We start from the raw sequence: 26,096 nt of genomic DNA on the forward strand, positions 1-26,096 counted from the left end.
GGCCGCAACCGCCCTCGCCGGGACCGGCGCGGCCCGCGGAGACAGTTGCGAGAGCCATCGAATCGGCGGCCGCCAGAAGCCGCCTTGGCCGAAAGTCCACCTTGATCCGACGGGGCGGCAGCTCTTGTCTCCCGCGGCAACAGCGGTCGGCGAACGAGCGCAATGGAGGAAACGCGATGAACAAGCCCGAATTCCTGGCCGATGCCAAGACGAAGTCGCCCTTTTCGGCGCGCTACGACAACTTCATCGGCGGCCAGTGGGTGGCCCCGGTCGGCGGCCGCTACTTCGAGAACACCTCCCCGATCACCGGCAAGGTGATCTGCGAGGTCGCCCGCTCCGACGCGCAGGACATCGAGAAGGCCCTCGACGCCGCGCACGCCGCCAAGGATTCCTGGGGCCGCACCGCGCCGGCCGAGCGCGCGCGCATCCTCAACCGGATCGCCGACCGGATGGAGGAGAACCTCGATCTGATCGCGCTGGCCGAGACCTGGGACAACGGCAAGCCGATCCGCGAGACCACCGCCGCCGACATCCCGCTCGCCATCGACCACTGGCGCTACTTCGCGAGCTGCGTCCGGGCGCAGGAAGGCGCGATCTCCGAGATCGACCACGACACGGTGGCCTACCACTTCCACGAGCCGCTCGGCGTCGTCGGCCAGATCATCCCGTGGAACTTTCCGATTCTGATGGCCGTCTGGAAGCTGGCGCCGGCTCTGGCGGCAGGCAACTGCGTCGTCCTGAAGCCCGCCGAGCAGACCCCGGCCTCGATCCTCGTGGTGCTGGAGCTGATCGGCGACCTGCTGCCGCCGGGCGTGGTCAACGTCGTCAACGGCTTCGGCCTGGAGGCCGGCAAGCCGCTCGCCTCGAACCCGCGCATCGCCAAGATCGCCTTCACGGGTGAGACGACCACCGGCCGCCTCATCATGCAGTACGCCTCGCAGAACCTGATCCCCGTCACGCTGGAACTCGGCGGCAAGTCGCCGAACATCTTCTTCGGGGACGTGGCCGACGAGGACGACGACTTCTTCGACAAGGCGCTCGAAGGCTTCACCATGTTCGCCCTCAACCAGGGCGAGGTCTGCACCTGCCCGAGCCGGGCGCTGGTGCACGAGTCGATCTACGACCGCTTCATCGAGCGCGCGATCAGGCGCGTCGAGGCGATCACGCAGGGGAGCCCCCTCGACCCGGCCACGATGATCGGCGCCCAGGCCTCCTCCGAGCAGCTCGAAAAGATCCTGAGCTACGTCGATATCGGCCGCCAGGAGGGCGCCGAGTGCCTCACCGGCGGTTCGCGCGGCGCCCGCGAGGGTGAGTTGGCCGACGGCTTCTACATGCAGCCGACGGTGTTCAAGGGCCACAACAAGATGCGGATCTTCCAGGAGGAGATCTTTGGGCCCGTCCTCTCGGTGACCACCTTCAAGGACGACGAGGAGGCGCTCGCCATCGCCAACGACACGCTCTACGGCCTCGGCGCCGGCGTGTGGACCCGCGACGGAACCCGCGCCTACCGCTTCGGCCGCGCCATCCAGGCCGGCCGCGTCTGGACGAACTGCTACCACGCCTACCCGGCGCACGCGGCCTTCGGCGGCTACAAGCAGTCCGGCATCGGCCGCGAGACCCACAAGATGATGCTCGACCACTACCAGCAGACCAAGAACATGCTGGTCAGCTACTCCTCGAAGAAGCTCGGGTTCTTCTGAGATTTTTCGATAGCGTTCGAGACTGCCTGCGCCCCGGCCGAAAGGCTGGGGCTTTTTGATGCCGATGCCTCGAAGATAATATGTCTCCATCTCATTTTGGCATTCCAAGATAAGGTTCGCTCAGTGACCGCTGTCGTTCTGGATCTGCATTATGTTGATGAACTTATCGATCAACGTCGTAAGCAACATGGTGGTTACCAAGGCGCTCCGCCCATTATCAATGGGTATCGGCAAGGAGAGTCGATCAACAGGAGCTGCATGGTTATGATGTCGGCCTTGTTGCAGGCGTACATCGAAGACGTGTTCGTCGAATGCTCTAAATCAGTAATGCCGAATCTATCTAACGGCATAGGAAAATATAAAAACAGCTTCAGCCGGTGGGGCAATCCAAGCCCGGAAAATATAAACAATCTTTTTCTACGACTCGGCGTTGAGAAAGTACTTGATGGACTGAAGTGGCAACGCACGCCAGATACCATCGTTGCCGCCAAGCTTCGAGTCATGAATGAGCTACGTAATAAGATAGCGCATGGCGACAAAACCCTGATCGTAAGCGGAAAATCTGTCAGCCTGAGCCTGAGTATCGTTGAGAATTACAGGAGTTTTTGCGCCGTATTTGCTCAAAAATTCGAAGGACATGCCAAGAACAAAGTACTGATTATTTGACACGACAATTTTGCAGACCTAAGATTTCCAGATCGATCCGTCCTAGTATTTTTATCGTCCGCCCGAAGGCATGCAGTGGAAAGCAAGCCACAATTTTCTGAATAGCGCACATAGTGTAAATTAATCTCGATGTCGGGAAACCAGATTTCCCTTTCCCGTTAGCGGGTGAAAGGGGAGCAATAATCAGTCCCCGCGCGCCCGGATCACCGTGGCCTCGCCCCCATCCACCAGCACCTCGGCCGGCAACGGGTGGCTCAGGAAACCGGTCGGGCTGGCGGTGAGCCCGTAGGCGCCCGATTGCAGCACCGCCACGAGATCGCCCTCGGCGAGCGGCGGCAGGGGAGCGGCGCGGGCCAGCATGTCGAGGGGCGTGCAGAGCGGGCCGACGATCGCCGTGGGCGCCCGCGCCGCCTCCGGCCCTTCGACCACCGCCGCGAGGGGGAAGTCGCGCTTGACGATCTGGCCGAGATTGCCGCTGGCGGCGAGGTGGTGGTGCATGCCGCCGTCGGTGATGACGAAGCGGCTGCCGCGCGAGTCCTTCACCGCCAGCACCCGCGCCACGTAGACGCCCGCCGGCCCGGCGAGGTAGCGGCCGGGCTCCAGCACCACGCGGGCGCCCGCCAGAAGCGGGTCGGCCCGCAGCGTCGCGATCAGGTCGGGCAGCCCGGCGCGGATCGCGCCGAGGTCGAGGGCGGCATCGCCGGAGAAGTACGGGATGCCGAGGCCGCCGCCGAGATCGACCGTCTCCAGCGGCCGCCCGATTCTTTTCGCGATGCGCGCAGCGAGCCCGAGTCCGTAGGCCCACTGGCCGAGCAGCGTGCCGGCCTGGAGCCCCTGCGTGCCCGCGAACAGGTGGAGCCCGACGAGGCGCAGGGCGCTGTCCGCCTCCACCGCATCGACGGCCGCGTCCAGCGCCTCCTCGTCGAAGCCGAAGGGCGAGGGCTTGCCGCCCATCCGCATCGCCCCGCCCTGGGCGGCGGCGCCGGGATTGATCCGCAGGGCCACCCGCACGCGCACGCCATGGCGCCGCGCCGCCGCGACCACGCGAAAAACCTCCTCGCGGTTTTCGAGGTGGATCTCTCCGATGCCGCCGGCGATCACCCGGTCGAGATCGGCCGCGCCCTTGCCCGGCCCCGCAAACAGGACCTTTTGCGGGGGTACGCCGGCCTTCGACGCCGCCTCGAACTCGGCGCCGGACGCGATCTCGGCCCCGGCGCCTTCCTGAGAGAAGACACGGATGACGGCCGGGTTGGGATTGGCCTTGACGGAAAAGTCGACCTCGGCGAAGCCGGCCACCGCCTCGCGCAGCGCCCGGTAGGTCCGGCGCATCAGGCCGGCATCGTAGACGAAGAGCGGCGTGCCGAATTCTTTCGTCAGTTCGGTCAGCGGCAGGCCGCCGACGTGGAGGACGCCGCCCGCATCGCGGGAAAAGTTCTCGGCGATCAGCGCGGTCGCGAGGTCGGGCGCAGCGGCCTGGGTCATGGCGTATCGACCTCCGCGAGCGACGTGCCTGCCACTCTCCCCCTCATCTCGAGGTGGCGACGCGAAGCGGCGGCCTCGAAGCGGTTCCTGGACGATCCTTCGAGGCCGCCGCGCGGCACCTCGGGACGAGGGCAGCGGGCGAGAATCCGCCGAGGCGCGCGCATCGGCCCTAGATCTCCGCCGCCGCCCGCTCGGCGGTCAGGCGCTTGTAATCGACCTTGCCGTTGGGCGTGGTCGGCAAGGCCGGCACGGTCTCGATGGTGCGGGGCACGAGGTGGGGCGCCAGCGCCGTGCGCAAGGCTTGCAGCACGTCGGCCCGGCCCGGCGCGCCCTCGGCCGCCACGGTGACCGCGTGGATGCGCTGGCCGAGGCTCGGGTCGGGCAGGCCGATCACGGCCGCCGCGCGGAAGGCGCCGGTCTCCATCAGCGCCGCCTCGACCTCGGTCGGGCTGACGCGGAACCCTTGCGTCTTGATCATCGTGTCCTCGCGGCCGATGAACCGGAAGAAGCCGTCGGCATCCTCCACCACGAGGTCGCCGGAGCGGCAGACGAGACCGGGCTCTCGGCCGGGCACCGGGAACGGGTCGGGCACCAGCACGCGGGCCGTCTCTTCCGGCCGCTTCCAGTAGCCCATCGAGACGGTCGGGCCGCGGTGATGCAGGATGCCGGGCTCGCCGGGCCGCGCCCGCCGCCCGCTCGGCGTCACCGCGAAGATCTCGGTCTCGGGGATGGCGCGGCCGATCGAGTCCGGCCGCCGGCCGATCTCCTGCGGAGGCAGGTAAGTCGAGCGGAAGGCTTCCGTCAGGCCGTACATCAGCACGATCTGGGTGTGCGGCAGCCGCGCCCGCAGGCGTTCGATGGTCGGCAGGGCGAGGCTGCCGCCGGAATTGGTGACGACCCGCAGCGCCGAGAGATCCGCCTTGGCCAGATGCGGCGCGGCCCGGGTCAGCAGCGTCCACAGCGTCGGCACGCCCGCGAGCACGGTGATGCGGTGAGCCTCCAGCGCCCGCACCACGTCGTCGCCGAGCCGCGGCGTCAGCAGCACGATCCGCGCGCCCTGCTCGACGCCGGTGAGAAGCTGGTTGAGCCCGTAATCGAAGGAGAAGGGCAGTACCGAGAGGATGCGGTCCTCCGCGCGAATCCCGAGATAGGTCCGCACGATGCGGGTGCCGGCGATCAGGTTGGCGTGGGAGAGCATCACGCCCTTGGGCAGGCCGGTCGAGCCCGAGGTGTAGAGGATCGCCGCCAGTCCCTCCGACGCCCCCTCCGGCGCCGGCTCGCCGGGCGCGAGCGGCGGCTCGAACCCGTCCCCGGTCTCGTCGGCGAGGATGCGCAAGTCCGAGAGGTCGTCGAGGGCACCCTCCAGCCCGGCGGCGTGGGCGGTGTCCGTCAGCAGCACCCGCGCGCCGCTGTCGGCGACGATGTGGCGGACCTGGCGCGGGCGCAAGGACGGATGGATCGGCACGAACACGCCGCCCGCCGCGCTCGCCGCGAAGATCGCGACGCATTCGCGGATCGATTTCGGCAGCAGGATCGCGACCCGGTCGCCGGGCGCCAGCCCGAGGCGGCGCAGGCGCGCGGCCAAGGCCGCGGCACGCGCTCGAAGATCGCCGTAGGAGAGGGGCTCGGCCCCCTCGACGATCGCGGGGTGATCGTCCGCGCCGGCTCCTTCGAGCAGGTGGTGCAGCAGCGTCGGGGCCATGGAACGGATCGGGCGGGGGATCAGAGGTCTGAGCGCCGGTCGTCGATGAAATGCGCCAGCGAGTCGACGCTGGCGAAGTTGGCGAGGTCGAAGCTGTCCTCGTCGATCTCGACGCCGAAGCGGTCACCGAGATGCATCATCAGGTCGAGGATGCCGATCGAATCGAGCGCGTCGCTGGTCACGAGGGAGGTCTCCCCGGTGACGGCGCCGGAGGGAAGGCCCGGGTTGCGGGCCGCGATGAAGGCGAAGATCGCCTCCCGCACGTCGGCCATCGACTGAACCACGGCTTCTCGGCCCCTCGAACCGTCCTGCGCTCGTCTCGGGTTGCGGGCTTAAGCCCAACGCACGGGCAAGTCCATGGTCGGCAGATCCCCCGATGCAATCGCTCGAAGCCGCGTGAGCGGCTTCGCGGCGCGAGGAGCGCCGCGCAGAGCGAAAGCCTGAGCCCGCGGAGGCGGGCGCCGGCGACTGAGGCCGGCAGAAAACCAGGGTCATCGCTTCGAGCGATTGCCCTGGACGATCCCCAGCCATCCGCCGTTTCGCGCGATCCGTTTAACCCCCGATTCACGCTGGCCCCCGAGGCTTTCCCGCTCCTCCTTCCCACCCGGAGTCCTCGGCCCGTGTTCGGTTCAGCCCAGAACGGCGTGCTTCTCGCCGCCCGCCTCCTCATGGCCTCGGCCCTGCTGCCGACCGGCATCGCGCGGGCGCTCAACGTCTCCGGGTTCGCGGTGACGCTGGCCGGCGCCGGCTGCCCGGCGCCGAACGCGGTCGCGACGGCGGCGGTGATCGTCCAGGTGTTCGGGCCGCTGGCGGTGATCCTCGGCGTCATGCCGCGGATCACCGGGCTCGCCATGGCCGGCTTCGTCGCCGGCATGGCCGCGCTGCTGCATCCGTTCTGGCTCCATGGCGGAGCCGCCGCGGTGAGCGAGCGCAGCTTCCTCCTCGCCGATCTCGGGCTCGCCGGCGCCTTCCTGATGTACGCGATGACCGGCCCCGGCGCCTGGGGCTGGCAGGGCTTTTTTCACAGGGGCGACGCGCCGGCACGGGCCGTCGCCAAGGCGGCACCCAAGGGCCCGTCGCGGGCGAAATCCGGCGGCGTCAAACGGACGGGCGGCCGGTCTCCGGCGCGTGCCGCGGCGTGACCGGCGCGAGGCTCTCACTCCTTGTTTTCGCATCGTCTTCTTCCGAAGGCCGGCAACCACCTGTCGGGACGATGCTCTGAGGCGACCCGTCGGCGGGGCTCGGGACGGCTTGCGCGACGCTGCGCTGACCCGAGACCTCCGCCCCCGCATCCGGCGACAGCCGGCGGAACACGAAGAACGAGCCCGCCGAGACCAGGGCCACCCCGAGGAAGGCGAGGGAGAAGTCCGCCGCCGCGATGCCGGAATGGCCGTGCCACGCGGCGGCGCCCTCCAGCATCAGCGCGCCGATCGAGACGCCGAGGCTCAAGGAGAGTTGCTGCGCGACGCTGGCCAGGCTGGTGGCCGCACTCATCTCCCGCGATTCGAGATCGGCATAGGCGATGGCGTTGACGCAGGTGAATTGCAGCGAGCGCAAGCAGCCGCCGACCAGCAGCAGGCTGACGATGATCCAGTGCGGGGTCTCGCTCGTGAACAGCCCGTTGACGGCCAGGAAGGCCGAGGCGACGAGCGCGTTCGTCACCATCACCCGGCGGAAGCCGAAGGCGCGCAGGATGCGCGGGCCGACGATCTTGATGAGGAGGGCGCCCGCGGCCGCGGCGAAGGTGATCAGCCCCGAACGCAGCGGATCGAGCCCGAAGCCGATCTGCAGCATCAGCGGCAGCAGGAAGGGGATCGCCCCCATGCCGATCCGGAACAGGCTGCCGCCCGTCACCGCCGCGCGAAAGGTCTGGTGCTTGAGGAGGTCGAGGCGGATCAGCGGGTGCTCGGTGCGCCTGGCATGGCGCAGGTAGAGCCCGACCAGCACGAGCCCGCCGGCCATGCAGGCCCAGGACACGCCCTCGGGCAGGAGGTGGCGCCCGGTCGCGGCGAAGCCCAGCATCATCAGGGCGAGGCCGCCGCCCGAGAGCAGGAAACCGGTCACATCCAGCGGCGGGCGCGTCTCCTCGCGGACGTCGCCGAAGAACAGGGTCGCGAGCACGATGCCGGCGAGCCCGATCGGGATGTTGATGAAGAAGATCCAGCGCCAGTCGGCGTAGGTGGTGATGAAGCCGCCGAGCGGCGGCCCGAGAACCGGGCCGACCAGCGCCGGGACGGTGAGGTAGGCCAGCGCCCCGACGAGTTCGGATTTCGGCACCGAGCGCAGGATGACGAGGCGGCCGACCGGCACCATCATCGCCCCGCCGATGCCCTGCACGAAGCGGGCGGCGACGAAGCCGGCGAGCGAGTTCGCGGCGGCGCAGGCGAGCGAGCCCGCCATGAACACGCAGAGCGCGGCACGAAACACGTTGCGGGCACCGTAGCGGTCGGCGGCCCAGCCCGAGACCGGGATGAAGATCGCGAGGCTGACGAGATAGGCCGTGAGCGCGAGCTTGAGGGCGATCGGGTCCACGCCGAGGCTCGCCGCGATCGCCGGCAGCGCCGTGGCGATCACCGTCGAGTCGGTGTTCTCCATGAACAGGGCGGTGGCGACGACGAGGGGAACGATCTGGGCAGGACGCATCGGCAGGGACAAGCGCGGGACGCGCCGAAGGGTTGCAGCCGGGCGACGCCGGCAGGAGTCTGAAAGAGCGGACGGGAATAAACGACGTGGCCGAACGGTCACAGCCCCTCGGATACGTCCGCCGCCCGCTGTCGCATCCTTCCGGGTCCGGCCTCGCACGGCTAGGCTTCCGCCCGAAAAGCGAGGCTGCCCGGCCGTCTTCGGCGAGGTCGCCTCCCCGCGCGCCGCACGGCGCCGGCCTCATCATTCACGAAAGTGCCCGATGCCCCTGCGGTCGAAACGCCGTCCCGCCTTCCCTGCCCGAACCGCGCACCTCGCGCTGGCCGCCTCTCTCCTCGCCGGTCTCGCCGGCTGCGGCAACGTGGTGCTCACCGGCGGCGAGGCGCTCTCGCGCCGGGACCAGTTCGTGGCCAGCGACGCGGTCGCCTCCGAGTCGAAGCTGTTCATCGACCCGACCCTGCCGCGCACGGTGCGCACCGTGCGGATCGTGCCGACCGTCTTCACCGAGGCGGTCTCCGGCCCCGGCCTGACGCCGGTGGAGCGGCGCCTGATCGCCAACGCCGCCGACCGGGCGCTCTGCTACGACCTCTCGCTGCGCTACGACATCGTCTCCTCCGGGAAAGCCGACATCACGGTGCGCTCGGCGGTGTCGCGGGTCGAGCTGACCAACGTGCCGGCGGCGGGCGCGACCATCGGCGCCTCGGCGGCGATCTCCATCGCGGCCCAGGTCGGCATCGGCTTCGCCGACACGGTGGGCAAGATCCCGGTGCCGCGGGTGCCGATCGGCCTCGGCAGCCTGACCATCGAGGCCGAGGCGCTCGACGCCCGCAACCGCCAGCGCGCGGCGATGATCTGGGGCGGCGCGGCCAACTCCTTCACCAACCAAGCCCGCTTCTCGGCGGCGAGCGACGCCTACGACCTCGCGGGCGAGTTCGGCCAGGATTTCGGCTCCTACCTCGCCACCGGCCAGGATCCGTTCAAGGGCGAGCTTCAGCTCCCGACCTACGATCGCATCCGCATCACCACGCTGGGCGAGGCCCCCCTCGATCCCGATTGCGAGGCCTTCGGCCGCGCTCCGGGCCTCGACGGCATCCTCGGCGACCTGATCGGCCTGCCGCCGGAGTGGACGGACAAGGGGCCGGGCGTTTCCGCGGCGCGCTGAGAGGCGAGGCGGGTTTCCTTGGCCTGCCCGCGCGGGCAGGCGAAGCGCCGCGGCGGTGCGGCCCTTTCGGACAGGGCGGCCACTGGATTGCTTCGGCTTCGCCTCGCAATGACGGAGAGGGTGGCCCGCACCGTCATCGCGAGCCATCAGGCGAAGCGATCCAGCAGCGCCACGATGCCGGACGGAGGCTCCGCCCCCCGAAAGCAGAAGCCGCCTTACGCCGCCTCGAACAGCGGCACCGGGGCCATCTCCGGCACCCGCACCAGACCCTTGTCGGTGATGCGGATCTGCGGGATCACCGAGAGCGGGATCAGGTTGAAGCCCATATAGGGGATGGCGCAGCCGGCCCGCTCCCAGGCCGCTTTCAGGGCCTTCACCTCCTCCGCCACCGCGCCGACGCGCTTGTCGGAGAGGAGGCCCGCCACCGGCAGCGGCACCATCGCGGCGACCGCTCCCTCCTCGACGACGCAGACGCCCCCGCCCTGCGCCGCGATCGCCTCCACCGCCCGCCGCATGTCGGCCTCGTCCAGGCCGGCGACGATGACGTTGTGCGAATCGTGGCCGACGCTGCTCGCCACCGCGCCGCGCTTCAGGCCGAAGGCGGAGAGCAGCCCGTGGGCGACGCCGCCGGAGCGGCCGTGCCGCTCGATCACCGCGACGTGGCAGAGGCCGTGCGCGGCCAGCGTCCCCGGCCAGTCCGCACCGGGGCCGAGCGCGACGCGCTCATGGATCAGCTCGATCCCCGGCAGCGTCGTGCGGATCGCGTTGACCGTGCAGGGCCCGGCCGGAAGCGCCGGGATCAGCGCCGGCAGCGGATCGGGCAGGCGCATCGTCGCGTAGGCCGGGGCCGGGTAGCGATAGGGCCGGGCCAGCGCCTGTTCGAGAAGCGGAGTGGGCCTGCGATCCTCCACCACCGGCTCGCCACCGTACCACGTCGCCTGCGGCACGAGATCGTCGTCCAGGAGCACGAGGTCGGCCCGGCGCCCGCCGCCGAGGCCGCCGATCTCGCCGTCGAGGCCGTAGCGGGCGGCGCCGTGGAGCGAGCCCATCGCCCAGGCGGCGGGCCCGGGGATGCCGCGGGCCACCGCCTCGCGCACCACCCAGTCGAGGCCGAAGGCGAGAAGGTCGTCGGCGTCGCGGTCGTCGGTGCAGGCGCAGACCCGTTTCCAGGCGGAGCCGTACTCGGTCACGGTGCCGATCGCCTTCGGCAGCGAGTGCCAGGGGGTCGTGGGCGGACCACCGCGCAGGAAGATCCAGAGGCCGGCCTCCAGCAGGTCGTCGGCGATGTCGGCATCAATCGCCTCGTGGGTGTCGGTGACGCCGCTCGCCGCGTAAGGCGCCACGAAGTCGCGGCCGTAGACGTGGCCCGAGACCGGGCGGCCGCGCTCCAGGGCGGCGCGGAGGATGGCGTGCGCCCGCTCGTCTCCGGTGGCGACCGCCACGAAATCCATCTTCTCGCCGAGCCCGATCGCCTCGGGCCACGCGTCGAACAGGGCGGCGATCTTCTCGGGCGTCAGGTCGCCGCCCGCGGTTTCCAGATCCGGCGTGGTGGCGGGCACCGTGCTCGGCACGGTGAGGAAGATGTTGAGCGGCGCGGCGCGGGCATCCTCCAGCATCCATTCGACACCGTTCACGTCGAGGACGTTGCCGATCTCGTGGCTGTCGCAGACGATCGTGGTGGTGCCGTTGATCAGCGCGGCCTCGGCATAGGCGCAGGCCGTGACCATGCTGCTCTCGATATGCAGGTGGGGATCGACCAGCCCCGGCGCGATCAGGCCGCCGGCCACGTCGGTGCGCGGCGCGCCGCCCCGATGGGTGCCGGCCGGCTTCACCGCGGCGATGCGCCCGCCCGCGATCCAGATCTCGCGGTTCTCGCGAATGCGCTCGGAATAGGTCGAGAGCACCCGCGCCCCGGTGATGACGCGATCGGGCTCGGCGCGGCCCGAGGCGACCTCGGCGAGGCGCCGGGTCATCCGGGCCAGGGGCGCGACGGAGAAGCGGGTGAGGGGTGTGGCGGTCATCGGAACCTGCTCGAAGCGCGGCGGTCGAAAGCGACCCGCAGGCATCGTGCCACGGAAGCCGGGCACGGGGCACCCGGCGTCCCTCACTCCGCTGACGCCTGATCCGCCCTGTTCCTCACCGTCATCGCGAGCGTCGGCGAAGCGATCCGGCACCGCGACCGATCCGGAGAGAGCGGCGCCCCGGACGGCTTCGGCTCCGCCTCGCCATGGACGGTGAGGCGTCGGTCCTCCCGGATCAGTCCGCGTCGTCGGCCACGGTGCCGCCGGGCCGACCGCGAAACCCGGTGGCGAGCACGTAGAGTTCGCTCGAATCCGCCCGGCTCGCCGCCGGCTTGACGTGGCGCACGGTGGCGAAATCGCGCTTCAGGTCGGCCAGCAGGCCGCCCTCGGTGCCGCCCTGGAACACCTTGGCGAGGAAGGCGCCGCCGGGCGCCAGGATCTCGGCGGCGAAGGCCGCGGCGGATTCGGCGAGCCCGATGGTGCGCAGGTGGTCGGTCTTCTTGTGGCCGGTGGTGTTGGCGGCCATGTCGGACAGGACGAGATCGGCCTTTCCGCCGAGAAGCCCGGTCAGGCGCCCGGGGGCGCTCGCGTCGAGGAAATCCAGGGTGATGAAGGTGGCGCCCGCCATCGGCTCGACGTCGAGCAGGTCGATGCCGACGATGCGGCCGCTCTCGCCGACGATCTTCGCGGCCGCCTGCGACCAGCCGCCGGGCGCGGCGCCGAGATCGACGATGCGCTGGCCGGACCTGAGCAGCTTGAAGCGTTCGTCGATCTCGATGAGCTTGAACGCCGCGCGGGAGCGAAACCCCTCGCGCTTGGCCCGGGCGACGTAGGGGTCGTTGAGCTGGCGTTCCAGCCAGCGCTTCTGGGAGAGGGTGCGCCCGCGCCCGGTCTTCACCCGCTGCTTCAGGTCGCCGCGCAAGCCGCCCGTTCCGCCTCGCCGGTCGCTCATGATCCCGTCCTCAAGCATCGGGCGCCGATGCGCTCACAGCCGCAGGATGCGTCCCTATCGCGGCGTGGCGGGTCCGTGAAGACGGTATGACCGGAGGAGGCAAGCCTGTCCCGGGCTCCTCTCCCCGCAGGCGAGGCGAGGGGAACGACGCCGAACGCGTCCGGCCCGCTCGTTCTTCAGCGATACCGCCCGCGGCGCCAGACGCCGTCCTCGCGCATCATGTTCATCAGCAGGCCCTCGCGCAGGCCGCGGTCCGCGATGCGCAGACGGTCGGAGGGGAAGACCCGGCGGATCGCTTCCAGGATCGCGCAACCGGCCAGCACGAGGTCGGCCCGGTCGCGGCCGATGCAGGGGTTGTCGGCCCGCTGTTCGAGGCGGGTGTCGAGCAGATCCTCGATGGCGTCGCTGACTTCGCCGTCGCTCATCCAGAGGCCGTCGACCCGGCGCCGCTCGTAGCGGGCGAGCCGCAGGTGCATGGCGGCGAGCGTCGTCACGGTGCCCGAGGTGCCGAGCAGGTGGAAATGGGGGGCGGTGGCGGCGGCCGCGGCACGGATCGCGAAGGGAGAGATCAGGTCGCCGACCTCCTCGACCATGCCCTCGAAGGTGCGCCGGGTCACCTCGGTGCCGCCGTGGCGCTCGGCCAGCGTCACCACGCCGACGGGCAGCGAATCCCAGGCGCGGATGCGCAAGGTCGGATCGGTCGAGGGGTTGGCCGCGGCCCCGTCGAGCCACGCGATCTCGGTGGAGCCGCCGCCGATGTCGAAGATGACGACCGATTCGGCCCGCGGATCGGCCAGCGCGGCGCAGCCCGTGACCGCGAGATAGGCCTCGGTCTGCCGGTCGACGATCTCCAGATCGAGCCCGACCTCGGCCCGCACCCGCTCCACGAACGCGGCGCCGTTGACCGCGAGGCGGCAGGCCTCCGTGGCGATCACCTTGGAGCGGGCCACCGCGCGGGCCTTCATCTTGCTGCGGCAGATGCGCAGGGCCTCGACGGTGCGCTCGATCGCCGCCTCGGTGAGGCGATTCGAGTTGCCGAGGCCCTCGCCGAGCCGGACGATGCGGGAGAAGGCGTCGATCACCCGGAAGCCGTTGGGCGTCGGCTCGGCGATCAGCAGGCGGCAATTGTTGGTGCCGAGATCGAGCGCGGCGTAGGCGTCGCGGCGGCCGCTGCGGCCGGTCTCGTAGCGCGGAGGATCGCTCTCGATCGGGCGCCCGCCCGTGACCGTGCGGGAACCCTCCCGCGACCTGTGCGGGTCGGCGGTGGGGCGGGCCGACACGGCGGCGGCGCTCTCATCCCTCATCGACGCGACCGAACTTCCTGGCGTCGCGGCCCGGCGAGATGCCGAGCCGTCGTTGCCAAAGGCTACAGGCGTTGTCCGGCAACTGCAAAGGCTCGATGGCCGGCCCACCACGATTTGCCGCATGGATGACCGCGCGCTGAAACCCGTCATCCCGGCTCACGCCGCGGCCCGGCGGGGGCGCTCGCGGCGTAGTTGCGACCCTTCCACACCGCCTTGCCGGCGCGGCCCGGCCGCAGCAGCACGTTCCACTGGATCGCCAGCGCCGTGAGGACCGTGGCCGGGTGCAGGAGGATCGTGGCCGGCGGCTCGGCGACGGCCAGGGTGATCGCGGCGCGCGTCGCCAGCGAGACGAGGGCGGCCGCCCCCGCCACCGCCGCCGCGGGGCCCGTACCGAGGGCGAGGGCGGCGGCGAGCACGAGCCAGGGCAGGACGTGGCCGCCGAACAGGAGAAGCGTCCAGACCGGCAGCGCAGCCGGCGTGGCCATGCCCTCGTGGGCGTTCTTCGAGAAGCCGGCCCAGGACTGCGAAAAATTCCGGTACATGCGGCAGGCGGCGAGGGCGTGGCCGGCGACGAGATCGGTGCGAAACCCGCGCTCGCGGAACAGCCGCGGCAGGCGCACGCCGTCGTGGAGCGAGGTGCGGATCGCACCGTGGCCGCCGGTGGCGGCGTAGGCCGCACGCTCGATCAGGATCATCTGGCCGCAGGCGGCGCCGAGGGAGGGCCGGGGCAGGGCGCGCATCAGGGCCACCGGCAGGTAGCCGAGCATCAGGAAGTCGATCATCGGCACCGTCAGGCGCTCGCCCAGGCTCTCCATCACCTGCCGCGGCACGCCGCTGACGAGATGCGCCCCGCCCCGCGCGGCGTGGGCGGCCAGGCCCGCGGCCCCTTCGGGGGCCAGGGTGACGTCGGCGTCGAGGAACAGCAGGCGATCGCCCCGCGCCGCCGCAGCCAGGGCGACGCAGGCGTTGTTCTTGCCGGTCCAGCCCTCGGGCAGGGCGGGCACGGCGATCAGGCGCAGGCGCGGATCGGAGCGGGCGATGCGCGCGACGATGGCGGCGGTGTCGTCGGTCGAATGGTCGTCGCCGACCAGCACCTCGACCGCGACGCCGGTGCTGGCGAGCGCCGCCCGCACCGCGTCCTCGATCACCGCCGCCTCGTTGCGGGCCGGGATCAGGATCGAGACGAGGCCGTCGGCCCGAAGCGGGGGTTCGGGCGTCCGCAGGATCGCGAGGTTGGCGAGCGCCAACCCCGCCGGCAGCAGGGCGAGGGCGAGGGCGAGCATCGCGAGGACGAGCAGGGCGAGGGTCATCGGGTCCGTGTCTCCTGCCCCGCATCGCCGGCCCGGTGCCCCGGCTCGAAGCGGCGGCCGGTCAGCGCGGCGGCGAGCCGCCGCCAGCCGTCGTAGATTCCGCCGATCCCGCGCCGTCCCGCAAGCAGCGTCTCGAACCGGGCCGGATCGCGGGCGATCACGTCGCCGGAGAGCCGGTCGAGGGTGGCGGTCAGCGCCGCCTCCATCCGGGCGAGACGCTCCGGGCGGGGCAGGGCGACGAGCTCGGCCGCCGTCAACGGCGTCCCGAAGGCGAGGAAGCCTTCCGCCCCGCGCTCGTCCCAGAAGGCGTATTCGACGGCGAGCGGCAGGAAGGTCGCCTCGGGCGCGATCTCGGCCAAGCGCGCGACGCCGGGCTTCAGTCCGAGGGGGCGGACCCGCACGTCGGCGAAGCGGCCCTGCGCGGTGATCCAGAGGGCGCGGTCGGGCTGACCCAGAACCGCACGGGCGGCGGCCAGGAACTGCGCGGCGCCCCGCGAACCGTGGAGGTCCACCGGAAACGCCCCCATCCGGCGGAAGATGCCGTACCTCTCCAGCATCGCCGCATCGATCGGCGCGAAGCTCGCGCGCCGCGGGAACAGGCGGTCGGCGGCCACGATCAGGATCGCCGCATCCCACCACGCCGGGTGGTTGGCGTAGATCACCAGAGGCGCCCGCGTCGGGCCCTCGGGCGGCCGACCCCAGCGGGCGATCCGCAGGGCGTTCAGATGGCGCCGCACGAAGCGGTCGAAGGTGACGCCCATGAACCGCCAGAGCGCGGCCGAGCGCCCGGGCAGCGGCGGCTTTCCTCGCACGGTCCGGGCTCAGGCGCTCTTGCGCAGGTCCGGCACGCGCTTTCGAAAGTCCCGGTCGAGGGCGTCGGCGGCGATCCAGCCCGACATCATCACCATCGGCATGCCGGGCCCCGGATGGGCGGCACCGCCGGCGAGGTAGAGGCCGCGCACCTCCCGCGAGCGGTTGCCGGGCTTGAACGCGCCCATCATCCGCCCGTGCGAGGCCAGCCCGTAGATCGCGCCGTTCAGGACGTGATAGCGGTCGTGGATGTCCTGCGGGGTGAGATGGCGCTCGAACACGATGCGTTCCTCGATGTCCGGCATGCCGCCGGTGCGCTTGAGCTTTTCCAGGATGGTCCGGCGATAGGCCGGAAACATCTGCTGCCAGTCGTGGTGCGGCCTCAGGTACGGTGTGTGAACGAGGACGTAGAGCGCCTCGCCGCCCTCCGGCGCCACGCTCGGATCGGTGGAGGAGGGCGCCGCGAGATAGGCGGTCGGGTCGGGCGCCGGCTCGCCCTTGCGGTAGATGGAATCGAACTCCTCCTCCGGATCGCGGGAGAAGACGAAATCGTGGTGCGCCAGATGCTCGTAAGCCTTGTTCAGCCCGAGATAGAGCACCACGCCGGAGCAGGCCGGCTCGAAGGTCTTCTTCGCGTAGGCCCTGCCGACCTCGCCGCCGACGAGTTCGCGGTAGGTGCGCACGGAATCCATGTTGGAGATCACGGCGTCGTAGGGCGCGATCCCGTCACGGGTGCGCAGGCCCCGGAGCCGGCCCTCCGCGATGTCGAGGCCCAGCACCTCGTCGGAGGACTTCATCGTGGCGCCGAGCTCGCCCGCGAGCCTCATCAGCCCTTCGGCGACCGCGCGGGTGCCGCCCATCGGATACCAGACGCCTTCCGCCGTCTGCATGTGGGCGATGGCGCAGAGCACCGCCGGCGCGCCGTAGGGCGAGGAGCCGACATACTGCACGAAGTGGTCGAGCATCTGCGCGAGGCGCGCATCCTTGACCTTGCCGCGGATGGTGCTGGCGACGGTGGCGTGCATGCGAAGGCTCAGCACGTCGCGCAGCGTGCCGGGATTCATGTTGGCGCGGATGTCGATCGTGTCGAACAGATCCTGCACCGCCTTCCAGAAGAAGAATTTTTCCGACACGCCGTGCAGGTGCTCGGAAACCGCGATGAACCGCTTGTACCCTTCGCCCGCGCCCTGCCCGGGCGCGAAGCGGTCCATCGAGGCGGCCATGGCGTCCACGTCCTCGACGAGATCGACCGCCGAGCCGTCGTCGAAGAAGCAGCGCCATTGCGGGTCGAGGCGGCGCAGGTCCATGTAGTCGCGCACGCTCCGGCCGGCCTCGGCGAAGATGCGCTCCAGAACGCGCGGCACGGTGAGGATGGTCGGCCCCATGTCGAAACGGAAGCCGTCCTCGTGCAGCACCGCGGCCTTGCCGCCCATCCAGGCGTTCTTGTCGTAGACGGTGACGCGATGCCCGCGGGCCGCCGCCACGCAGGCCGAGGCGAGACCGCCGAGCCCGCTGCCGACGACCGCGACCGAAGACCCCTGGCTCATTGGAACGCGTCTCCCGCGGGGCCCGGACGAACGGCCTTCCGAACGAAGCTAGATGCGGGACGGGTCGGGTCAACGCGCCACCCGGTCGCGCTCCCTCCGATCGAGACCGCGGGCTGTGGACACAGGGAGTCCGGGAAGTTGCCGATCTCCCGGCGCCGCTCCCCGGCCTCGGCGAAGTCGTGGGTGCTGACGACGAGGGCGGCGCCCTGGGCGCGCAAATCCGCCAGCACGGCGTGGATCGCCGCGCCGAGGAGGATCAGGTCGGGAGAATCGAGCAGGCTCGCCGCCCGAACCGGACCGGCGAGCACGACCGGAGCCGCAAGGCCCGCGAGGCGCGTGGCCCGCCTCACCTCGGGTCGACCTGCGTGGCGAGGGGCGTCGTGGATGGCAGATCGGCCAGGATCGCGGGCGCCTTCTCGCGGGCGAGATCCTCGATCAGGAGGCGGGCGGAGATGCGCGCGCCCTCGTAGATGACGGGAAGGCCCGAGCCCGGATGGGTGCCGCCGCCGACGAGGTAGAGGCCCGGCCCGAAGCGGTTGTGCGGGCGGAACCACAGCATCTGCAGCAGGTCGTGGGCGAGGTTGAAGGTCGCGCCCTCGTGCACCGCGAAGTCGTCGCGCCAGTCGCGCGGATCGACCACGCGCTCGTAGCGGATGCGGCTCTCGATGTCGGGGAGCCCCAGGAGCTTCAGGCGCTCCAGCACCCGCTTGCGGTAGCTCGGCCCGACCGTCTCCCAATCGATGCCGGCCCTGAGGTTCGGCACCGGCACCAGCACGTAGAGGGCGGTGTGGCCGGGCGGCGCCATGCCGCCGTCGGTGAAGCCCGCGTGCTGCACGTAGATCGAGGGCTGCATCGGCAGGGTGCCGCCGGTGATCTCGGCGATGTTGCGCTCGTAATCCTTGGCCAGCAGGATCGTGTGGTGGCCGAGGTTCTCGGGCATCCTGCCCTCCAGCCCCAGGTAGAGCATGTAGGTCGAGCAGGAGAGACGCGCCCGGCCGATCTTGGCGTCGCGCCAGCGCGAGCGGCGCTCCTCCGGCACGAGGTCGCGGATCGCCTTGGCGAAGTCGCCGTTCACGACCACCGCGTCGGCCTTCAGCGTCTCGCCGCCGGAGACCACGCCGCAGGCGCGCTTGCCCTCGAACAGCACCCGCTCGACGGATCGGCGCAAGCGGATGTCGACGCCCATGCGGCGGGCGAGCCCCGCCATCGCCTCCGAGACCGCGCCGCAGCCGCCGACCGGATGGTAGACCCCGTGCTCGTATTCGAGGAACGAGAGGATCGTGAACAGGCTCGGGCAGCGGAACGGCGACATCCCGAGATACTTGGTCTGGAACGAGAAGGCGAGGCGCACCCGCGGATCGGCGAAGTAGCGCCTGAGATCGCGGTCGACGCTGCGGCCGGGATGGAGATGGGGGAGTGCCGTCAGCATCGCCGGGCTCGCCATCGACAGGACCCTGTCGAAGGCCTGTTCCAGCACCGGCTTGAAGGCGTTCAGCTTGGTCCGGTTCTCGTCGAAGAACTTTTGGACGTTCTCGGCGTCGGCGGGGGCGAGGCGGGCGATCTCTTCCTTGAGCCGCGGCACGTCGCCGGTGGCGCGGATCTGCCCCGAGACGCCGCCCTCGCCCTCGAACACGAGGTTGTATTGCGGGTCGAGCCGCTCCAGGCGGACATGGTCCTCCAGACGCTCGCCGCAGGATTCGAAGATGTCGGCCAGGATCTGCGGATAGAGGAAGAAGGTCGGGCCGATGTCGAAGCGGTAGCCGCCCGGTGCCCCGACGGTCCTGGTGCGCCCGCCGACGGCCGCGTCGCGCTCGATCACCGTGACGTGCAGACCGGCCTTGGCCAGGAGCAGCGCGGTGGCGAGCCCGCCGGGGCCCGCCCCGACGACGATGACACGGCGGCCCGACAGGGTGCGCAAACCTTCCCGCGACCGAAGCAACGCCCCGAGACTCCCTCTGATACCGGACACGGCAGGCCCGACCACAGGCCGACCGTGCCGTCCCGACCGGAGGCTCTGCACGCCCGCGCAGCGGTCAATCTTGGCCGGAAGCAAGGAGCCGGCAAGACGCGCGGATTGTCGCGCGCAGGACGCCTCGAGGTTGTCGGATGCTTCCGCCCGGCTCAGCTCCGCCCGCGCCGCCGCAGGGGCACCACTGCGGCGGCGCCGATCTGCGGCCCGGTCTCGGCGTCGAGATCGGGCACGGCGATGATCGGGGCGCCGCGCAGGTCGCGGCGCATGACGATGGCGCCGCGCTCCTCCAGATAGCCGAGCATGCGTCGGGCCCGTCCGGCCGAGGACGTGCCGTAGGCCTCGGCCAGGGCGGTGTCGGACGGGCAGGGTGCGTTTTGCAGCGCCGTGCGGGCGATGAGCAGGAACAGGCCGGCGAGATCCTCGGGCAGGCCGGCGGCGATCCCTTGCGCCCGCTCCCAGGCCGGCCCCTCCGCGGTGGCGCCGTCCACGCCGGCCCGCGCGACCGCGAGCCGGCGCTTGAACTCGGGCAGGCCCATCGCCTCGCCGCCGATCCGGCGGATGCGGCAGCGGACGGTGAAGTCCTGGTAGAGGGTGGCCGGCGTGCAGGCGGCGGCGTCCGAATCCGCCAGCACCGAGGCGAGGATCTCGGCCATCGCCGCCTCGCGCTCGGCCGGGGCCATCGGCGCCTCCTCCGGCAGATCCTCGCGCACGGGCGGCCGGTAATTGGCGAGCCGGACCAGCACGTCGGGGCCCGGCGCGCGCACGGGCTTGGGCCGGGGGCCAAGCAGCGGCCGCGCCTCCTCCTCGGGCGAGGCGGTGAGGATCAGGGCGCGCGCCTCCTCCCCCATCGTCGGCAGGGGCAGGAGGGCGGGAGCGGCGTTGCGGCTCTCCGTCACCGTCGGGCCGACGGCGATGGGCAGCGGACGCTTCGAGAGCGCCGGGCCCAAGCCCACGAAATGGCCGCGGGCGAGATCGCGAAACATCTCGGCCTGGCGGCGGTCGAGGCCCAGGAGGTCGGCGGCGCGCGCCATGTCGATGTCGAGGAAGGTGCGGCCCATCAGGAAGTTCGAGGCTTCCGCCGCGACGTTCTTGGCGAGCTTGGCCAGACGCTGCGTGGCGATGATGCCGGCGAGCCCCCGCTTTCGCCCGCGGCACATCAGGTTGGTCATGGCGCCGAGGGAGAGGCGGCGGGCCTCGTCGGACACTTCGCCCGCGGCGGCCGGGGCGAAGAGCTGCGCCTCGTCCACCACCACCAGCATCGGGTACCAGAGCGCGCGGTCGGCATCGAACAGGCCGCCGAGGAAGGCGGCGGCGGCGCGCATCTGGTCCTCGGCATCGAGCCCTTCGAGCGAGAGCACGACGGAGACGCGGTGCTCGCGCACCCGCGCGGCGATCCGCAGGAGTTCGGCCTCGTTGCCGTCCGCCTCGACCACGACGTGGCCGTAGCGCTCGGCCAGGGTGACGAAATCGCCCTCGGGATCGATGATCGCCTGCTGCACGAGGCCCGCGCTCTGCTCCAACAGGCGGCGCAGCAGGTGCGACTTGCCGGAGCCGGAATTGCCCTGGACGAGCAGGCGCGTCGCCAGCAGCTCGGTGAGGTCCATCGTCCCGGGCCCGTCGCCGGCCCGCCCCAGATCGATCTCGTAGCCCATCCCGTTCCCCGCTGGCGCCCGAGCGTTCTAACATGCGCGGGGCGGCCAGGTCCGCGATGGCCAAAGCCGTCCACAGGCGGGAGGCCGCAGGCGGGCCTTCGGAGGGCCTCACACGCGGTAGAACAGAACCCGACCCGCCGGGCACATCTGAAGCAGGAAATCGAAATCCCTGATGTTGCGCGTCAGAACCGTGCATCCGAGCTTGATCGCCTGGAGGAACAGCACGCAATCATTCAGAGCCCGTCGACGATCGTCCCTGGAATAATTCTGGTTGCGGCTCAGCATGCCGGCATAGACTGCGCCCTTCGCCAGAACCTCTGCGTCGGGCGTATAAAGGCGATGTCGCGGCATCCCCTCGATCATGCGGCCGATCTTATCCACCACCGGCCGGCTTCTCGGATCGGCTGGATCGAGAGCCCCGACCGCGTACATGAGCTCCTGCACGGCCACGGCACTGTGATTCACCTGTCGGACCGCAATCAGATCAGCGATGGTCGGCGGTGTCTTTTCCTGAAGTTCGTCGATATAGACACACGTATCGAGCGACAGGCTCTGTCCCGCCTCGGCCCGTTCGCCGACGAACGGGAGCAGGTTGTCGTCACGGCGGACCAGAGGCGCTGACGGAGTCCGTCGCCAGAGACGCGCGGTGTCGTTGAAGCTGAAAGCCACAATACGGCACCGTCAGAATTCAAGGTCCAGATCCGGATCGACAGTGCCACGCAACTCACGGAATACTTGAGCGAAATTATCCTCGACAGCGACGTTGGCGAGCGCGAACTCGACCAGTTCGGTGTCCGATTCCAACCCTGTCCGTGCCTTCGCACGCTCGATCAACTCGGATGAGACGCGGCCGGAAATTCGTGAATCCTTGCTGGCGGTGAGGCCGCTCGCCTGTGCGAGCGCCATCACGGCAACGACTTGCTCGCGCTTGACGGTTCCCTTGCGGCGACTTCCCCCAGAACGCGACCTTTCCCCCGTGCCGCCTTCCGTTGGCACGTGCCGGACACTTCTGCCCATGACCGCCTCGATGTCCGTTCAACAAATCGTGTGTCTGGGCAACATAGCGTGGATTCAACTCCCGCTCAAGGTGTGCCTTCAAGTCGAACGCGAGAGCACTTGCTCAGGACCGGCCTCGAAACCGCAAGCGCTTGGCGGCGAGCCGATGCAGCGCGATCGCCCCCGCGGTCGCGACGTTGAGGGAATCGAAGCCCGGCGCCATGGCGATGCGCAGGCGGCGGGCCCGCGCCATCAGCGCCTGCGGAAGGCCGGGCCCCTCCGTGCCGAGCAGCAGCAGCGCGCGGGCCGGCGGTTCCAGCGAATCCAGCGTCTCGTCCCCGCCGGGCGTGAGCGCGAGCGGAGTGAGGGCGTGGCGCTCGGCCAAATCCAGCAGCGCCGCCCCGCTCGCGGCGCGGGCAAAGGGGACGGTCAGCGCCGCGCCGGCCGAGACGCGGATCGCCTTGCGGTAGAGCGGATCGCAGGTCTCGGCATCGAGCCACACCGCGTCGGCACCGAAGGCGGCGGCGTTGCGGAACAGGCCGCCGACATTGTCGTGGTTGGTCAGCCCGACGAGGCCGAGCACGAGGGCCGGGGCGGGGATGGGCGGGATCAGCGCCTCGGGCGCGGGCTCCGCCCCGCGCAGGCCCACCGCCAGCACGCCGCGATGGATCGGGAAGCCGGCGACCGCGCTCATCACGGGCTTGCCGGCCAGATAGACCGGTGGCCCATCCCCGCTCAGCAGGTCCGCGAAGGCCGCCCAGCGCTCGGGCGCCAGCAGCACCGATTCCGCCGCGAAGCGGGCGCTGGCCGAGAACAGCATCCGCAGGGTCACCTCGCCCTCGACGACGAAGCGGCCCTGCCGCCCCACGAGGTCGCGCTCGCGCACGAACCGATAGGCGGAGAGCCGCGGGTCGTCGGGATCGTCGATGGCGATCGGCTCGGGCAAAGGGGCGTTCAGGCGCCCCCGCCGCCCATGCGCATGGCGAGCGGGTCGGCCTCCTCCTTCTTCGGCACCTTCACCAGGGCCTCGCCGTCGAGCACCACCTCGTCGCCGACGGAGCAGGTGCAGGCGAGGCGGGCGCGGCGGCGCTCGGGGATCAGTTCGGCCACCGCGACCTTCACCTCGACGATGTCGCCGATGCGCACGGGCGCGCGGAAGTTCAAGGTCTGCGAGATGTAGACCGCGCCCGGCCCCGGCAGGCGGGTGCCGAGCACCGCCGAGATCAGGCCGGCGGTGTAGAGGCCGTGGGCGATGCGGGTGCCGAAGGGCGTGCGCGCGGCGAAGTGCTCGGAGAGGTGGATCGGGTTGCGGTCGCCGGTGATCTCGGCGAAGCCGACCACGTCGGAAGAGGAGATTTCCTTCCTGAGGATCTCGGTGAGCCCGACTTCGAGATCCTCGAAATAGAGCACGCGCAGTTCGGGCAACATTCTCAGGGCCTCCCCGGTCCGGATCGCCGCTCGACGGGCGGCTTGGCAATCCTCTGGCAGGGCTTTCGCCTCGCACAGCCGCGCCCGCAAATCCAGCCGGACATTCGGCCGGGAGCGGTCTCGCGCGGGAAGAACCTTCGAACGAGCCCTCGACAGGGCCGGGCGCCTCGGGCAATCAGCGGCCCGTTTCTTCCGCCCTCGGGACCCCGCCGGTGCCTCCTCCGCCGCCCTCGCCGCGCCTGCGCCCGGTCGTCGCCCGCGTGGCGGGGCTGAACCTGGGCTGTTTCGGCATCGAGCTCGCGGTGGCGCTCGGCATCGCCGGCCTCGCCACCGCCGCGACCCGCTCGCCCTGGCCGGACCTCGTGGCGGCGCTCGGCATCGCCGTCATCAACGCGGATTCCGCCTGCGACGTGCTCAAGGCCGCCCGCCGCGAATGGCGCGCTGCGGCCGACGAGGCCGCCTCGCAGGCACGCGCCTGATGTCTCTTCCGTTCCCATCGGACTTGTGGACGCCGTGCTGCGCCTCTTCCCCCTCTCCGACCTGCATCTCGAACGGCGGCGCCCCGAGACGATCCCGCCGCCCGCAGCAGCCTTCGACGTGCTGGTCTGCGCCGGCGACCTGCACGAGGGCCAGCCCGAGGCCGGGCTCGCGACCGTGCTGGCGCTCGCGGGCGGGCGGCCGGTGGTGCTGGTGCCGGGCAACCACGAGCATTACGCCCCGACCGGCGACGCGCGCACCGCCCTCGAACTCCTCGCCGCGCTGGAGCGCGAGGTCGCACGGCTGAACGGTCCGGGACGCCGCATCCACCTGCTCCAGGGCGGGCAGGCGGCGGTGATCGGCGGCGTGCGCTTCGTCGGCACCACGCTGTGGAGCGACTGGTCGCTCGCCGGGCGCTGGCTGACCGACGACACGCCCGACCGCCCGGACGATCCGGTCGCCTACGCGGTGGCGCGGATGACCGACCCCGTCACCGGATCGCGGGAGTACCGCGGCTCGATCCGCCGGGCCGACCGCCGGCCCTGGTCGCCGGCCGACGCGATGGCGGCCCATGCCCGCGAGCGGGCCGCGCTGCTCGAAGCCCTCGCCCTGCCGCATGCGGGTCCGACGGTCGCCGTCACGCACCACCCGCCGAGCCCGCTCGCCGCCGACGCGTTCCGCGATGGCGCCGGCGTGCCGTGGTGGGTGCCGGCCTTCTACGCCACCACCGTCCTCGACGACCTGCCCGACGCCGACCGGCCCGCGGTCTGGATTTCCGGCCACTTCCACGCCGGCCACGACAAGCGGATCGGACGCACCCGCTGGCTCGCCAATCCCGTGGAAGGAAAGACTTTTCGGAGCGATCTCATCGTCAAGGTGGGATGACGCTCCCATCGGCGAAACCCGAAGAGGGCGGCGTGCGTACCATGCCGGCCCGCAACAGGCGGGGGAAACCGACGGAAAAGTCCGGGAGATTCGTCATGAACGCCTTTAGTGCCGGGCAAAATCGCCGGCGGCGTCGCCTCGGCGCCGGAATCTGCTATTCAGGCGCGGTCGCACCCCGGAATCCGCCCGAACGGACGCGCCCGGCACGCGTATGATCGTGGATCGTCGAGAGACTGATGCGCCTGAAGCCCGGATTTGCCGCCCTGCATGGGCCCGTTCTCGGCGTGCTGGCCGTCCTGTCCGCGGCGGGGCCGGCGGCCGCCGCGACGCCGCCCGCGCAACCGGCGGAAGGGCCGGGCGGGGTCGGCGACAGATCCGCCACCATCGCCAAGCGCGCGGTGGGCAAGGCGAGTGCCGCCACCTACGCCTTTCACAAGGCGGGTCCGGCTCCCGGGGGCGGGCGGCCGGTCGCGGTGTTCCTGCACGCCTGGGGCGCGCCGAACCCGCAGGCCTATGGCGCCTGGATCGATCATCTCACCCGCCACGGCTGGCTCGTGCTGTTCCCCCGCTTCCAGGAGGTGAACCGCACCCGTCCCGCCGACGCCCCGACCATCGCCGCGCGCCTGCTCAAGGCGGCCCTGGCCGAGCTCGCGGGTGACGCCGACGCCCGGCCCGATACCGGCCGCCTCGCCCTGATCGGGCATCTCGCCGGGGCGCCGCTCGCCGCCCATCTCGCGGCGGAAGCCGCGCAGGACGGCTTGCCCGCGCCGAAGCTCGTCTACGCCGTGATGCCCGGCGGCATCGCCCGGGACGCCAAGTCCCGCGGCATCCCGCTCGGCAACCTCGACGGCATCGCGCCCGGGACCCTGCTGGTGACGGTGATCGGCGACCGCGACGCCCGGGCCGCCGACGCCGCCGCCCGGCGCATCCTGCGCGACGCCCGTTCCGTGCCGCCGGAGCACAAGCTGTTCGTGCGCGCGCTCTCCGACGACCACGGCTTCCCGGCGCTCACCGCGACGCTGGCCTCGCCCGCCGGGCTCGACGCGGCCTATGACGGCGGCGCGATCAAGCTGCCGCCCGATCCGCCGGGGGAGAAGGCGCCGCCCTTCCGCTGGTCGGCCGACATGGCGCTCTCCGGCGAGCAGACCACGCTGGTCTCGCAGATCAACAACGCCCGCGCCGACAGCCTCGACTACCTCGCCTTCTGGCGCACCTTCGACATGGCCGCCGACGCCGCCTTCGCCGGCAAGGACGCCCTCGGCCTGAAGAGCGATGCCGCCTTCAGCGACATGCGCCGCTGGGGCGACGGCTGGCCGGTCAAGCGCCTCGGCGTCGAGACGCCGAAGGCCGCGGCGGTGCCCGCCGTCCAGCGCTGACATGTCCCCGA

24 protein-coding genes are annotated in these 26,096 nt (G+C 71.1%); 7 read left to right on the plus strand and 17 right to left on the minus strand.

Annotated features, from left to right (window positions below):
* The first annotated feature begins 176 nt into the window (after nucleotides 1-176).
* Nucleotides 177-1,700 carry an aldehyde dehydrogenase family protein gene (locus PGN25_20220; GenBank protein MEH3119840.1) on the plus strand — a complete coding sequence of 508 codons (1,524 nt, stop codon included), beginning with the start codon at nucleotides 177-179 and terminating at the stop codon, nucleotides 1,698-1,700.
* A gap of 123 nt (nucleotides 1,701-1,823) precedes the next feature.
* A complete protein-coding gene (locus tag PGN25_20225) occupies nucleotides 1,824-2,366 on the plus strand; it encodes a HEPN domain-containing protein (protein ID MEH3119841.1) in 543 nt (180 codons plus the stop codon).
* Between the two features lie 183 nt (nucleotides 2,367-2,549).
* On the opposite strand, the gene PGN25_20230 is transcribed toward PGN25_20225, so the two are convergent.
* From PGN25_20230 to PGN25_20240, 3 genes are all read right to left on the minus strand, one after another.
* Nucleotides 2,550-3,848: a type III PLP-dependent enzyme gene (locus PGN25_20230; GenBank protein MEH3119842.1), complete on the minus strand. Its 1,299-nt coding sequence runs from the start codon at nucleotides 3,846-3,848 to the stop codon at nucleotides 2,550-2,552.
* Nucleotides 3,849-4,017: 169 nt separating this feature from the next.
* Complete coding sequence (locus PGN25_20235) at nucleotides 4,018-5,550, minus strand: AMP-binding protein (protein MEH3119843.1); 1,533 nt, start codon at nucleotides 5,548-5,550, stop codon at nucleotides 4,018-4,020.
* Nucleotides 5,551-5,570: 20 nt separating this feature from the next.
* Complete coding sequence (locus tag PGN25_20240; protein ID MEH3119844.1) at nucleotides 5,571-5,834, minus strand: acyl carrier protein; 264 nt, start codon at nucleotides 5,832-5,834, stop codon at nucleotides 5,571-5,573.
* Between the two features lie 336 nt (nucleotides 5,835-6,170).
* Between PGN25_20240 and PGN25_20245 the strand changes: the two genes are divergently transcribed.
* Entirely contained in the window at nucleotides 6,171-6,692 is a 522-nt protein-coding gene (locus PGN25_20245) for a DoxX family protein (GenBank protein ID MEH3119845.1), read from the plus strand.
* Here PGN25_20245 and PGN25_20250 read toward each other — a convergent pair.
* Nucleotides 6,649-8,193, minus strand: a complete 1,545-nt coding sequence (locus tag PGN25_20250) for an MFS transporter (GenBank protein MEH3119846.1) — start codon at nucleotides 8,191-8,193, stop codon at nucleotides 6,649-6,651. The genes PGN25_20245 and PGN25_20250 overlap by 44 nt on opposite strands.
* Nucleotides 8,194-8,455: 262 nt before the next feature.
* Between PGN25_20250 and PGN25_20255 the strand changes: the two genes are divergently transcribed.
* Nucleotides 8,456-9,355 (plus strand): DUF3313 domain-containing protein, encoded by a 900-nt coding sequence (locus tag PGN25_20255; protein MEH3119847.1) that lies wholly within the window; start codon nucleotides 8,456-8,458, stop codon nucleotides 9,353-9,355.
* A 215-nt stretch (nucleotides 9,356-9,570) separates the two neighbouring features.
* On the opposite strand, the gene PGN25_20260 is transcribed toward PGN25_20255, so the two are convergent.
* From PGN25_20260 to croR, 13 genes are all read right to left on the minus strand, one after another.
* Nucleotides 9,571-11,376 (minus strand): amidohydrolase family protein, encoded by a 1,806-nt coding sequence (locus PGN25_20260; GenBank protein ID MEH3119848.1) that lies wholly within the window; start codon nucleotides 11,374-11,376, stop codon nucleotides 9,571-9,573.
* 235 nt (nucleotides 11,377-11,611) lie between these two features.
* Nucleotides 11,612-12,328, minus strand: coding sequence for an RlmE family RNA methyltransferase (locus PGN25_20265; GenBank protein ID MEH3119849.1), 717 nt, complete (start codon nucleotides 12,326-12,328; stop codon nucleotides 11,612-11,614).
* Between the two features lie 176 nt (nucleotides 12,329-12,504).
* Nucleotides 12,505-13,632, minus strand: a complete 1,128-nt coding sequence (locus tag PGN25_20270; protein ID MEH3119850.1) for a Ppx/GppA phosphatase family protein — start codon at nucleotides 13,630-13,632, stop codon at nucleotides 12,505-12,507.
* A 146-nt stretch (nucleotides 13,633-13,778) separates the two neighbouring features.
* Entirely contained in the window at nucleotides 13,779-14,942 is a 1,164-nt protein-coding gene (locus tag PGN25_20275; GenBank protein ID MEH3119851.1) for a glycosyltransferase, read from the minus strand.
* Nucleotides 14,939-15,703, minus strand: coding sequence for a lysophospholipid acyltransferase family protein (locus PGN25_20280; GenBank protein MEH3119852.1), 765 nt, complete (start codon nucleotides 15,701-15,703; stop codon nucleotides 14,939-14,941). Before PGN25_20280 ends, PGN25_20275 begins: the two co-directional genes overlap by 4 nt.
* Before the next feature lie 60 nt (nucleotides 15,704-15,763).
* A complete protein-coding gene (gene crtI / locus PGN25_20285) occupies nucleotides 15,764-17,299 on the minus strand; it encodes a phytoene desaturase family protein (GenBank protein MEH3119853.1) in 1,536 nt (511 codons plus the stop codon).
* Nucleotides 17,296-17,649, minus strand: a complete 354-nt coding sequence (locus PGN25_20290) for a hypothetical protein (GenBank protein ID MEH3119854.1) — start codon at nucleotides 17,647-17,649, stop codon at nucleotides 17,296-17,298. The genes crtI (PGN25_20285) and PGN25_20290 overlap by 4 nt, the downstream gene beginning before the upstream one ends.
* On the minus strand, nucleotides 17,646-19,238 hold the full coding sequence (crtI, locus tag PGN25_20295) for a phytoene desaturase family protein (GenBank protein ID MEH3119855.1): 1,593 nt from the start codon (nucleotides 19,236-19,238) through the stop codon (nucleotides 17,646-17,648). Before crtI (PGN25_20295) ends, PGN25_20290 begins: the two co-directional genes overlap by 4 nt.
* A 182-nt stretch (nucleotides 19,239-19,420) precedes the next feature.
* Complete coding sequence (locus PGN25_20300; protein ID MEH3119856.1) at nucleotides 19,421-20,923, minus strand: ATP-binding protein; 1,503 nt, start codon at nucleotides 20,921-20,923, stop codon at nucleotides 19,421-19,423.
* Nucleotides 20,924-21,031: 108 nt separating this feature from the next.
* The gene (locus PGN25_20305; protein ID MEH3119857.1) at nucleotides 21,032-21,592 is read right to left on the minus strand and encodes a DNA-binding protein; all 561 of its coding nucleotides are present in this window, start codon (nucleotides 21,590-21,592) and stop codon (nucleotides 21,032-21,034) included.
* 12 nt (nucleotides 21,593-21,604) lie between these two features.
* Nucleotides 21,605-21,829, minus strand: a complete 225-nt coding sequence (locus PGN25_20310; protein MEH3119858.1) for a hypothetical protein — start codon at nucleotides 21,827-21,829, stop codon at nucleotides 21,605-21,607.
* Nucleotides 21,830-22,043: 214 nt separating this feature from the next.
* Nucleotides 22,044-22,865, minus strand: coding sequence for an RNA methyltransferase (locus PGN25_20315; protein MEH3119859.1), 822 nt, complete (start codon nucleotides 22,863-22,865; stop codon nucleotides 22,044-22,046).
* A gap of 8 nt (nucleotides 22,866-22,873) precedes the next feature.
* Entirely contained in the window at nucleotides 22,874-23,347 is a 474-nt protein-coding gene (croR, locus tag PGN25_20320) for a 3-hydroxybutyryl-CoA dehydratase (GenBank protein MEH3119860.1), read from the minus strand.
* Between the two features lie 212 nt (nucleotides 23,348-23,559).
* On the opposite strand from croR, the gene PGN25_20325 reads away from it, so the two are divergent.
* The 3 genes from PGN25_20325 (at nucleotide 23,560) to PGN25_20335 (ending at nucleotide 26,085) form a co-directional block, all read left to right on the plus strand.
* Nucleotides 23,560-23,826, plus strand: a complete 267-nt coding sequence (locus PGN25_20325) for a hypothetical protein (protein ID MEH3119861.1) — start codon at nucleotides 23,560-23,562, stop codon at nucleotides 23,824-23,826.
* A gap of 34 nt (nucleotides 23,827-23,860) precedes the next feature.
* Nucleotides 23,861-24,709, plus strand: coding sequence for a metallophosphoesterase (locus PGN25_20330; protein ID MEH3119862.1), 849 nt, complete (start codon nucleotides 23,861-23,863; stop codon nucleotides 24,707-24,709).
* A 236-nt stretch (nucleotides 24,710-24,945) separates the two neighbouring features.
* Nucleotides 24,946-26,085, plus strand: coding sequence for an alpha/beta hydrolase (locus PGN25_20335; protein ID MEH3119863.1), 1,140 nt, complete (start codon nucleotides 24,946-24,948; stop codon nucleotides 26,083-26,085).
* The last annotated feature ends 11 nt before the right edge of the window (nucleotides 26,086-26,096 follow it).

Origin of the sequence: Methylorubrum populi (genome assembly GCA_036946625.1) — a bacterium.
Lineage (GTDB): Bacteria > Pseudomonadota > Alphaproteobacteria > Rhizobiales > Beijerinckiaceae > Methylobacterium > Methylobacterium populi_C.

Bases quoted from the DNA above. Each gene is read 5' to 3' on its own strand.
- PGN25_20220 (MEH3119840.1), top strand. From the start codon at position 177: ATGAACAAGCCCGAATTCCTGGCCGATGCCAAGACGAAGTCGCCCTTT.
- PGN25_20230 (MEH3119842.1), bottom strand. From the start codon at position 3,848: ATGACCCAGGCCGCTGCGCCCGACCTCGCGACCGCGCTGATCGCCGAG.
- PGN25_20235 (MEH3119843.1), bottom strand. From the start codon at position 5,550: ATGGCCCCGACGCTGCTGCACCACCTGCTCGAAGGAGCCGGCGCGGAC.
- PGN25_20250 (MEH3119846.1), bottom strand. From the start codon at position 8,193: ATGCGTCCTGCCCAGATCGTTCCCCTCGTCGTCGCCACCGCCCTGTTC.
- PGN25_20255 (MEH3119847.1), top strand. From the start codon at position 8,456: ATGCCCCTGCGGTCGAAACGCCGTCCCGCCTTCCCTGCCCGAACCGCG.
- PGN25_20260 (MEH3119848.1), bottom strand. From the start codon at position 11,376: ATGACCGCCACACCCCTCACCCGCTTCTCCGTCGCGCCCCTGGCCCGG.
- PGN25_20265 (MEH3119849.1), bottom strand. From the start codon at position 12,328: ATGAGCGACCGGCGAGGCGGAACGGGCGGCTTGCGCGGCGACCTGAAG.
- PGN25_20270 (MEH3119850.1), bottom strand. From the start codon at position 13,632: ATGAGGGATGAGAGCGCCGCCGCCGTGTCGGCCCGCCCCACCGCCGAC.
- PGN25_20275 (MEH3119851.1), bottom strand. From the start codon at position 14,942: ATGACCCTCGCCCTGCTCGTCCTCGCGATGCTCGCCCTCGCCCTCGCC.
- PGN25_20280 (MEH3119852.1), bottom strand. From the start codon at position 15,703: ATGGGCGTCACCTTCGACCGCTTCGTGCGGCGCCATCTGAACGCCCTG.
- crtI (MEH3119853.1), bottom strand. From the start codon at position 17,299: ATGAGCCAGGGGTCTTCGGTCGCGGTCGTCGGCAGCGGGCTCGGCGGT.
- PGN25_20300 (MEH3119856.1), bottom strand. From the start codon at position 20,923: ATGGGCTACGAGATCGATCTGGGGCGGGCCGGCGACGGGCCCGGGACG.
- PGN25_20310 (MEH3119858.1), bottom strand. From the start codon at position 21,829: ATGGCGCTCGCACAGGCGAGCGGCCTCACCGCCAGCAAGGATTCACGA.
- croR (MEH3119860.1), bottom strand. From the start codon at position 23,347: ATGTTGCCCGAACTGCGCGTGCTCTATTTCGAGGATCTCGAAGTCGGG.
- PGN25_20335 (MEH3119863.1), top strand. From the start codon at position 24,946: ATGCGCCTGAAGCCCGGATTTGCCGCCCTGCATGGGCCCGTTCTCGGC.